This window comes from Mobilisporobacter senegalensis (genome assembly GCF_003752155.1).
GTDB lineage: Bacteria > Bacillota > Clostridia > Lachnospirales > Lachnospiraceae > Mobilisporobacter > Mobilisporobacter senegalensis.
The window spans coordinates 72,633-84,021 of the sequence record NZ_RJVG01000009.1 but is presented as its reverse complement, the minus strand read 5'-3'; the positions used below and the strand labels follow the sequence as shown (position 1 = coordinate 84,021).

Sequence of the window (11,389 nt, the reverse complement as noted above, 5' to 3'; positions counted from 1 at the left end):
ACTTATGAATAAAAATTCTAATCGAGTCCAGTATAAAGATTTTAGTGTATGGCAGAATGTTCATGATATTACAAAACAGGAAGAATATTGGAAGAGGGAATTCGCTGGTGAAATATCCAGAGTAGATTTGAAGACGGATTTCCTCCGTCCTCAAACACAGTCTTTCAGAGGGTCCAATGTTCTGGCAAAGGTGAAAGAGCCAATAAGTTCAGGGGTTAAAAATTTAGCCCAAAAGTATGGTGCCACTGAATTTATGGTGACCCTATCTGTATTCATTTTATTATTAGGCAAATATAGCCGCCAGGAAGAAATTATCGTGGGAACAGCCGTGTCGGGTCGCGTTCATGCAGATACGAAAGGTATGTTGGGGATGTTTGTCAATACCCTGGTAATAAAGGGAAAAGTTTGTCCTGACGATACTTTTGAGCATATGCTTTTAGTTGTAAAGGAGAAGTGTCTCCAAGCATACGATAACCAGGAATATCAATTTGAAGATTTGGTTGAAGCAGTAGAGAAAAAGAGAGATTTCTCAAGAAATCCCATATTTGATTTCATGTTCGGATTGAAAGAAAAGAAAAAACCATCGGAAATGCAAGGTCTGTTGGGAGGAAAAAGTGCATTTATAAAAAGAAATGTTTCAAAGTTCGACTTATCCGTTCTGGTAGAATGTACGTCAGAAGGGTATGAAGTTGATTTTGAGTATTGTACAGATTTATTTAAACAAGAAACCATTGAATACATGGCAAAGCATTATGTAACACTACTTGAGGAAGCGGTAACACATCCGGAGAAGAAACTTAAGGATTTGCATATGATCGATGTCAATGAAGAAGAGAAGATATTAACTGATTTCAATGCAACGGATATAGAATACTCTCGGGATAAAACAGTTGTCGGCTTATTTGAAAATCAAGTAAAGAAAACAGCAGAAAATATCGCACTTAAATTTGAAGACAAAAAAATGACATATGCCCAACTGAATGAGAGAGCAAATCAGTTGGCATGTACTCTTAGGGATGCAGGAGTGGTTCCAAACGATTTGGTAGCTTTGGTTACAGAGCGCAGCATGGAGATGATTGTAGGAATATTAGCGATCATCAAGGCCGGAGGAGCATATGTGCCAATCAATCCGGAATACCCGGAAAATAGAATTAGGTATATGCTGGCGGACAGCAGACCAAAGGTTGTATTGACGTACAAGACCCAGTTGCCAGGAAAGGTAGAAACTCCAGTATTAGATTTAGAAGATGAGAATAATTATGCAAATGAAACGGACAATCTTTCACCTGTTAACAGCCCAAGTGATCTAGTATATTGTATCTACACTTCTGGTACAACTGGAAATCCAAAAGGGGTTTTAATTGAACATGGAAATGCAGTCAATATGTGGGTAACATATAAGGAAACATTTGCACTAAACCACAAGGATACGGTGTTACAATTTGCAAATATATCTTTTGACCAGGCGGTTGGTGATATTTTCCCTGCACTTTGCAATGGTGCGGCATTATGTATTGTACCAAAGCATATAACATATGATATGGAGCAACTACAAAAATATATAAGTGAAAATAATGTAACAACAGCATCATTGACGCCTAAAGTAATTGAAGGGTTGTGTGCTGAAGAATTACCGACACTTCGTTTGCTGGAGTCAGGCGGAGAAGCGGGTAACTTAGAAAGCTTAAAAGAATGGGCGAAAAGATTAAAAGTATTAAATACATATGGTCCTACAGAATCTACGGTAAATGCAACCAGCTTTAGAGTGAATCCGGACTCTGCTGCAATTACCATTGGACGTCCCATTGCAAACACAAAAGTATATCTTCTAAATGGAATGGAGTTATGTGGTATTGGAGTACCTGGCGAGTTGTGTATAGCAGGAGATGGTTTAGCAAGAGGTTATTTGAATCAGCCGGAACTGACATCTAAGAAATTTATCAAGAATCCATTCGGAGAAGGCAGACTGTACCGTACAGGAGATCTAGCACGTTGGCAGCCAGATGGAAATATAGAGTATTTAGGTCGAATGGATGAACAAGTCAAAATCCGTGGGTACAGGATAGAGTTAGGCGAAATCGAAAGTGTGTTAAGAAAACAGAGCAAAGTAGCAGATGTTGTCGTTGTCGTAAAAGAAGTTGGAAGTGATAAAATTCTCTGTGGGTACCTGATTGCAGAGAAAGGTGAAAAACTCAATATATCTGAAATTAAAGAAGCATTAAAAGAAGAATTAACGGAGTATATGGTTCCTGCCTTTATGGTGCAGATAGATGAATTGCCGCTGACCATGAATGGAAAATTGGATAAGCGTGGGTTACCAGAGCCAGATATATTAGAAAGCCTGAAATACGTACCACCAGGAAATAAAACGGAACAAGCAATTGTAGAGGTATTTGAGGAAATACTGGGAGTATCTCCAATCGGAGTAGAGGATAGTTTTTTTGAATTAGGTGGACATTCGCTAAGAGCCACAGCAGCAATTAATGCAATCGAGAAAAAAACAGGAATTCGTTTGCCGGTAAAAGAGATATTTAGTTCACCAACTCCTTCCCTGTTGGCGAAAAAGATTGAGGCAGAGGGAGAAGGCGAATACAGTCCAATACCAAAAGCGGAACAAAGAGAAACTTATCCGGCATCCTCTACGCAGAAACGATTGTTTATTCTGGACCAGATGGAAGGCAGCAGTACAGCATACAACATGCCGTCAGCATTAGAAGCAACAGGAACCCTTGATTTGGAGAAAATACAAAAAGCGGTAGATAGCCTTATCAAACGTCATGAGTCACTGCGTACAAGTTTTGGAATGAAAGAAGGAGAAACGATTCAAATCATTGCAGACGAAGTATCCTGCAAGGTGGAATATGAAGAAACCGACAGCTGCAGCGAAGCAGAAATGGAAAAATTCGTACGTCCATTTGACTTGGGAAAAGCGCCACTAATGCGTTTTAAAGTAGTAAAAGAAAGGAATCGTAACAAATATATTTTACTATTTGATATGCACCATATCATTTCCGATCATAAGACTCTGAATATATTAATCGAAGATTTCTCACGATTCTATAACGGTGAAGTATTAAAACCACTTGAAATCCAATACAAAGATTACAGTGAATGGATGGGTGGCAGGAACCTGGAGAGTCAAAGAGACTATTGGAAAGAAGTATTTAAAGAAGAGGCACCAGTTCTGGATCTGGCAACGGATTATCCGCGTCCAAAAACCCAGAGTTATAAAGGAGCACAAGTATCTACTAGATTGAGCAAGGATCAAAGAAGTGGAATAGAAAAAATAAACAAGCAAAATGGAACTACAGATTACATGACCTTACTGGCTGTATTTATGGTAGAACTGCACAAATACAGCAGGCAGCAAGATATTGTGGTAGGAACACCAATATCGGGCAGGGTGCATCAGGACACCGAGACGATCGCAGGAATGTTTGTAAATACCCTGGCAATGAGAGGATATCCAAGGGATGAAAAAACTTTCTTAGAATTTTTAGGAGAGATAAAAGAGCTTGCATTGAATGGGTATGAGAATCAAGAATATCCATTTGAAGAATTAGTAGAGGAAGTAGAAGTACGCCGTGATATGTCACGTAATCCGCTGTTTGACGTTATGTTTGCCATTCAGAATAACGAGGATACCAATCTTACGATGGATAAAACGGTGCTATCTATACTGGAGCTGGATTCTGCTGTTGCAAAGTTTGATTTAGACTTACAAGCTACGGAGTATGAAGATGGGTACATATTAAATATCGTATACTGTAGTGATTTGTTTATCAAAACTACAGTACAGGCAATGCTGGAACATTTCAAGACATTGCTGGATTCTATTATAGCTAACCCGGAAGCAAAATTGTCCGAACTAAAAATGGTCAGCGAGGAAGAACAACAAAGAATACTAACCGTTTTCAACGATACACATACGGAGTATTCACAGAATCCTACGGTAGTAGAATTGTTTGAGAAACACGCAGAACAGACACCTGAGAAGACGGTCATAGAATATGAAACGGGAGCTCTTAGTTATAAAGAGGTAAACCGTAAGGCCAATGCATTGGCATGGAAACTGATTTCGTTAGGTGTTAAGCCAAATGACAGAGTCGCCGTAATGACTTCACTGGAAGCGGAAACCATTATTGGAATTTTAGGAGTTCTAAAGAGTGGGGCTTCCTATGTACCAATTGATCCGGCGTCTCCGAAAGAACGAACAGGGCATATACTTGACGATGCAGCACCAAAAGTAATATTAGCAAAAGATAAGAGTCTGGAAGCAGAAATACCGGTCATTTCTATGAATCTTGAGGATATGGACGAGAATGGGAAAAATCCAGAGCGTACTGTTGAAAAAGACCACATTGCATATGTGATCTACACATCAGGAACCACAGGAAAGCCAAAAGGAGTGGCGGTTACACGAGGCAATTTGGAACACTACCTGTCATATGCAGATAAAACGTATCAAAAAGGCGCCTGTACTGCTGTATTAATTACAAGCTTAAGCTTCGACCTTTCCGTAACTTCGTTGTATTTACCGCTTATCAGCGGTGGATGCCTTCTGCTAAAGGGAGGAGATACTGAGGAAAGGTTAAGAGCAGCATTAAAAGATAACAGGGTGACCTTCCTTAAGCTTACTCCTTCCCATCTAAAGATGCTGGAAACTTATGCAGACGGAGTAGATTTACCGAATTTAGAAACGCTGATTGTGGGTGGAGAAGAGCTGACAACAGATACAGCATGGAAAACCCAGAAACTATTAGGAGAAGGTGTAAAGATTCATAACGAATATGGTCCTACAGAGGCTACCGTAGGATGCTGTGACTATATATATTCCAAAGAGAAAGATAAAGGTCTAAGCGTAGGAATAGGACATCCAATTTCCAATATACAGATATACATACTGAATGGTATGGAGTTATGCGGCGTAGGAATTCCCGGTGAGTTATGCATAGCAGGAGACGGAGTAGCGAAAGGATATCTGAACCAGCCTGAATTAACCGCCAGGAAGTTTGTCGACAATCCATATGGAGAGGGTAAGTTATACCGCTCCGGAGATTTGGCGAGATGGCTGCCTAACGGGGATATGGAATACCTGGGAAGAATAGATGAGCAGGTAAAAATACGGGGATTTAGAATAGAGCTGGGAGAGATAGAGAATGCTTTAAGGAATCAGCCGGGTATATCTGATGTAGCGGTTGCTGCAATGGAAGCAGGTGGTGACAAGAGTGTATGTGCATACTTGATACCGACAAATAAAGAGCGGAAACTGGATATGTCTGAAATTAAAAACGCTTTGAGAGAAGAATTACCAGAGTATATGTTACCTGGCTTTATGATGCAGATAGACGCATTGCCACTGACTCAAAATGGTAAGCTGGATGTAAAAGCACTGCCAGAACCAAATGCATTAGCGGGACAGGAATATATACCACCAAGAAGTAAAACAGAGAAAGCAATTACGGAAGTATTTGAAGAAATCTTGGGAATATCACCAGTGGGCATAGAAGACAGTTTCTTTGAACTTGGTGGACATTCGTTAAAAGCTACGGCAGCAATTAATGCAATCGAGAAAAAAACAGGAATTCGTTTGCAGATGAAAGAGATATTTAGTTCACCAACTCCTTCCCTGTTGGCGAAAAAGATTGAGGCAGAGGGAGAAGGCGAATACAGTCCAATCCCAAAAGCGGAACAAAGAGAAACTTATCCGGCATCCTCTGCACAGAAACGATTGTTTATTCTGGACCAGATGGAAGGCAGCAGTACAGCATACAACATGCCGTCAGCATTAGAAGCAACAGGAACCCTTGATTTGGAGAAAATACAAAAAGCGGTAGATAGCCTTATCAAACGTCATGAGTCACTGCGTACAAGTTTTGGAATGAAAGAAGGAGAAACGATTCAAATCATTGCAGACGAAGTATCCTGCAAGGTGGAATATGAAGAAACCGACAGCTACAGCGAAGCAGAAATGGAAAAGTTTGTGCGTCCATTTGACTTGGGAAAGGCACCGCTAATGCGTTTTAAAGTAGTAAAAGAAAGGAATCGTAACAAATATATTTTACTATTTGATATGCACCATATCATTTCCGATCATAAGACTCTGAATATATTAATCGAAGATTTCTCACGATTCTATAACGGTGAAGTATTAAAACCTCTTGAAATCCAATACAAAGATTATAGTGAATGGATGGGTGGCAGGAACCTGGAGAGTCAGAGAGACTATTGGAAAGAAGTATTTAAAGAAGAGGCACCAGTTTTGGATCTGGCGACGGATTATCCGCGTCCCAAAACCCAAAGTTACAAAGGAGCGCGTGCGTCTGTTCAGCTTAGTAAAGAGCAAAAGATCGGAATAGAAAATCTTAATAAACAAAATAAAACCACAGATTACATGACCTTACTGGCTGTATTTATGATAGAACTGCACAAATACAGCAGGCAGCAAGATATTGTGGTAGGAACACCAATATCGGGCAGGGTGCATCAGGACGCTGAGACGATCGCAGGAATGTTTGTAAATACCCTGGCAATGAGAGGATATCCAGAGGATGAAAAAACTTTCTTAGAATTTTTAGGAGAGATAAAAGAGCTTGCATTGAATGGGTATGAGAATCAAGAATACCCATTTGAAGAATTGGTAGAGGAAGTAGAAGTACGCCGTGACATGTCACGTAATCCGCTGTTTGATGTTATGTTTGCCATTCAGAATAACGAGGAAATCAATCTTACGATGGGCGAAGCCCAATTGAGTATGTTAGAAATGAATTCCAGTGACACAAAGTTTGATTTGGATTTACAAGCTACGGAGTATGAAGATGGGTATGCTTTAGATATGGTATATTGTAGAGATTTGTTTACCAAAACTACAGCACAGGCAATGCTGGAACATTTTAAGACATTGTTGGATTCCATTATAGCTAACCCGGAAGCAAAATTGTCCGAACTAAAAATGGTCAGTGAGGAAGAACAACAAAGAATACTAACTGTTTTCAACGATACACATATGGAGTATTCACAGAACCATACAGTAATAGAACTGTTCGAGCAGCACGCAGAACAGACACCTGAGAAGACGGTCATAGAATACGAAACGGGAGCACTTAGTTATAAAGAGGTGAACCGTAAGGCAAATGCATTGGCATGGAAACTGATTTCGCTGGGTGTTAAGCCAAATGACAGAGTCGCCGTAATGACTTCACTGGAAGCGGAAACCATTATTGGAATTTTAGGAGTTCTAAAGAGTGGGGCTTCCTATGTACCAATTGATCCGGCGTCTCCGAAAGAACGAACAGGGCATATACTTGACGATGCAGCACCAAAAGTAATATTAACAAGAGATACGAGTCTGGAAACAGAAATACCGGCCATTTCTATGAATCTTGAGGATATGGATGAGAATGGGAAAAATCCAGAGTGTACTGTTGAAAAAGACCATATCGCATATGTAATCTACACATCAGGAACCACAGGAAAGCCAAAAGGAGTGGCGGTTACACGTGGCAATTTGGAACATTACTTATCATATGCAGATAAAACATATCAAAAAGGCGCCTGTACTGCTGTATTAATTACAAGCTTAAGCTTCGACCTTTCAGTAACTTCATTGTATTTACCGCTTATCAGCGGTGGATGCCTTCTGCTAAAGGGAGGAGACACTGAGGAAAGGTTAAGGGCAGCATTAAAAGATAACAGGGTAACCTTCCTTAAACTCACTCCTTCTCATTTAAAGATGCTGGAAACTTATGCAGACGGGATAGATTTACCGAATTTAGAAACGCTGATTGTGGGTGGAGAAGAGCTGACAACAGATACAGCATGGAAAACCCAGAAACTATTGGGAGAAGGCGTAAAGATCCATAATGAATATGGTCCTACAGAGGCTACCGTAGGATGCTGTGACTATATATACTCCAAAGAGAAAGATAAGAGTCTAAGTGTAGGAATAGGACATCCAATTTCCAATATACAGATATACATACTGAATGGTATGGAGTTATGCGGCGTAGGAATTCCCGGTGAGCTATGCATAGCAGGAGACGGGGTAGCGAAAGGATATCTGAACCAGCCTGAATTAACCGCCAGTAAGTTCATCGACAATCCATATGGAGAGGGTAAGTTATACCGCTCCGGAGATTTGGCGAGATGGCTGCCTAACGGGGATATGGAATACCTGGGAAGAATAGATGAGCAGGTAAAAATACGGGGATTTAGAATAGAGCTGGGAGAGATAGAGAATGCTTTAAGGAATCAGCCGGGTATATCTGATGTGGCAGTTGCTGCACTGGAAGCAGGTGGCGACAAGAGTATATGTGCATACCTGATACCAACAGATAAAGAGCGGAAACTGGATATGTCTGAAATTAAAAACGCTTTGAGAGAAGAATTACCAGAGTATATGTTACCTGGCTTTATGATGCAGATAGACGCATTGCCACTGACTCAAAATGGTAAGCTGGATGTAAAAGCACTGCCGGAACCAAATGCATTAGCGGGACAGGAATATATACCACCAAGAAGTAAAACAGAGAAAGCAATTACGGAAGTATTTGAAGAAATCTTAGGAGTATCACCAGTGGGCATAGAAGACAGTTTCTTTGAACTTGGTGGAGATTCTATTAAAGCGATCAGGGTAGTTTCGAAGTTACGGGAAAAAGGTTATAAGCTTTCTTTCGCAGCATTAATATATCAACAGACACCAAGAATGATTGGTGAAAATATTCAAAAGGGAGGAGTAAGTCAAGTATATGAACAGGGAGAAATCAATGGGGAAAGTTCACTAACTCCAATACAACGAGAATTTTTCCATAAGTGTCACATGGTACCAAATCATTTTAATCAGGCCTTAATGTTAAGAAGTGATGAGCGGTTTGATATACCTGGTTTAAAGGCAGCAATTACTGAAGTCATTAAACATCATGATGCCCTGAGAAATGTATATGACGGACAACGTCAAATTACGCTGTCTACAGAGGAAAGCAAGCTATATGACTGGTACGAAAATGATTATACAAAAGTACAAGATATATCGAAAGAGATAGAATGTGCCAGCGATAAATTACAGGCAAGCATAGACCTTGCCAAAGGACCTTTGGTAAAAATAGGGCTGTTCCATTCAAACAGTGGAGATCATTTACTAATTTGTATACATCATCTGGTAATAGACGGTGTATCATGGAGAATTCTGCTGGAAGATCTATTCGGTGGATATGGACAAATACAAGAGACAGGTAAAATCACGCTGCCAAAGAAAACGGCTTCGTACAAGGAATGGGCGGATGCTTTAACACAATATGCTAAGAGTGCAGTGCTTTCAAGTGAAATAGCATACTGGGAAAATATATCAGAGAAATCAAATAGTGCTGAGACATTCAAGAGTACACAAACAGCAAGTGGTCAATACAAAAACACAGTGGTGAAAGTGGACTCTGAAACGACGCAAAAGTTGTTGTTTGAAGCAGGAAAGACATATAAAACAGAAATAAACGATTTGTTATTGGCATCGCTGACAATTGTGATAAAACGATGGAGAAACTCTAAGTACCTAACCATAGAAATGGAAGGTCACGGTAGAGAGGCAATAGATAGAGAGATAGCCATAGATCGTACAGTTGGTTGGTTTACAAGTGTATATCCTGTTATTTTGGAGACAAAAGATACGGTTGAAGAAAGTATTTTTGAGACAAAAAAAACATTGAGACAGGTTCCTAATCATGGAATCGGATATGGAGTTCTGAGATATCTTGGTGAGCAAAAAGGACTTGAGACGAGAGCAGCAATAACATTCAATTATCTTGGAGAATTGGATAACGAGATAGACAGAATTGAAGGAATATCAATGTCGGAAATGCCATTAGGAAGAAGTATGTCAGAAAAAAATTCATCAGGGATGGGATTGTCTCTAAATGGGGCTGTTTTAAATGGGCAACTTGAATTTGATATAATATATGATACTGGCTTGTATACTGACGAAGATGCTCAAACATTTGTGCTGGCATATGAAAGAGCAATTAAAGATGTTGTCGAAACGTGTTTAACCAGAAAAGGAGCAGTAAAAATACCATTAGATATACCATTTATTGATAATAACCGTGATGGCGATTTAAAGAGCATGATACAAGAACAGTTGAATTATTATGGAGATAACTATATTAAAACACATTCTATTTTAGAATGTCCTGTATTGACAGGACATGAAGATTTCTTGCGGCCAGATACAGAAATTATTACTGGAATCATAAGAATAGAAGGAACGGCAGAGAATGCTTCTTTGGCAGTCAAGAAAATAATTTCCAGGCATGGGGCATTAAGAACAAAACTGAATCAAAAAATGGGCTATTTAGAAGAATACGATTATTCAGATGAATGGGAAATTCCAGTAATGAAAGGAAACTTAGAACTATCTACAGAACAATTTAAGGAAATTGTGAATGAAATGAGTTTTCTGACAGACGGTAAGCTGTTATCTAGATTTTTAATTGTAGAAATAGATGCAGATAATTGCTTAGTACTTAGTGCAATTCATCATTTAATATGGGATGGAGTCTCACAGGATTTGTTTAAGACTATGCTTAATGAATCTTTGAACAACAGACTTAACACTCAAAATAACTATTCTTTCATAGAATATTGCAAAATGATTAAAAAGCAGGTTGATGAACTGGAAATTTCTAATAATCAAGAGGCTGAAATTGAAAAGTATATTGAAGTTGCCAAAAAGGCAGCTAACTTAGTCTCTCGACGAAACACGAAAAGGTTTACAGAAATTCATGTAAAACTAAGTGAGTTACAATATCAGAAATTTAGTGAACATCCCGTTAATACAGCAGCAGAATTTATATCAGGGCTTATGTATAGTGACTTATCTGAAGAATTAAATAATATGCCTATTTCTGTTTTGACACATAACAGAGATGAATTCAATAAGGGAATGCTGGGGCTGACTTTAAATTTAGAGTATTCAATTTATGATATGAAAAGCAAAATACAAAAACAGCTTTTATCAGCATTAGAAAAATCGAGTGTTAATCAATCTGCAATTACAGAAAAGTTGATGCTTATAGCACAAAAGTACGGTTTTAATGAAATGTTAAATAGCATTCCAATTATTAATTATCAGGGAGTCCTTGATAAGTTTGCAAGTAGAGATGACATATCATTAGAGAAAATGTTTTTACAAACAATGATTATGGAGTCTGAAGACTTTGGAGTCAGCATGCACTTCTACATTCAAAATAGCACTCTAATTGCTCGTATTACAGGTATTACAATTGAAGAAGAGCTCGTTAAGGACGTTATGAAGAATATTTAATATTGTATCTTATCCAAAGCAAATCCAGAATCCATTTCATTTTACAGACATGCTCTAAATGAGATTAGAAACAAGGAG

At 38.9% G+C, this 11,389-nt stretch carries 1 protein-coding gene; it reads left to right on the top strand.

Annotated elements, in window-relative coordinates; translation table 11 throughout:
* Nucleotides 1-4 precede the first annotated feature (4 nt).
* Nucleotides 5-11,311, top strand: coding sequence for a non-ribosomal peptide synthetase (locus EDD66_RS14030; protein WP_123610227.1), 11,307 nt, complete (start codon nucleotides 5-7; stop codon nucleotides 11,309-11,311).
* The last annotated feature ends 78 nt before the right edge of the window (nucleotides 11,312-11,389 follow it).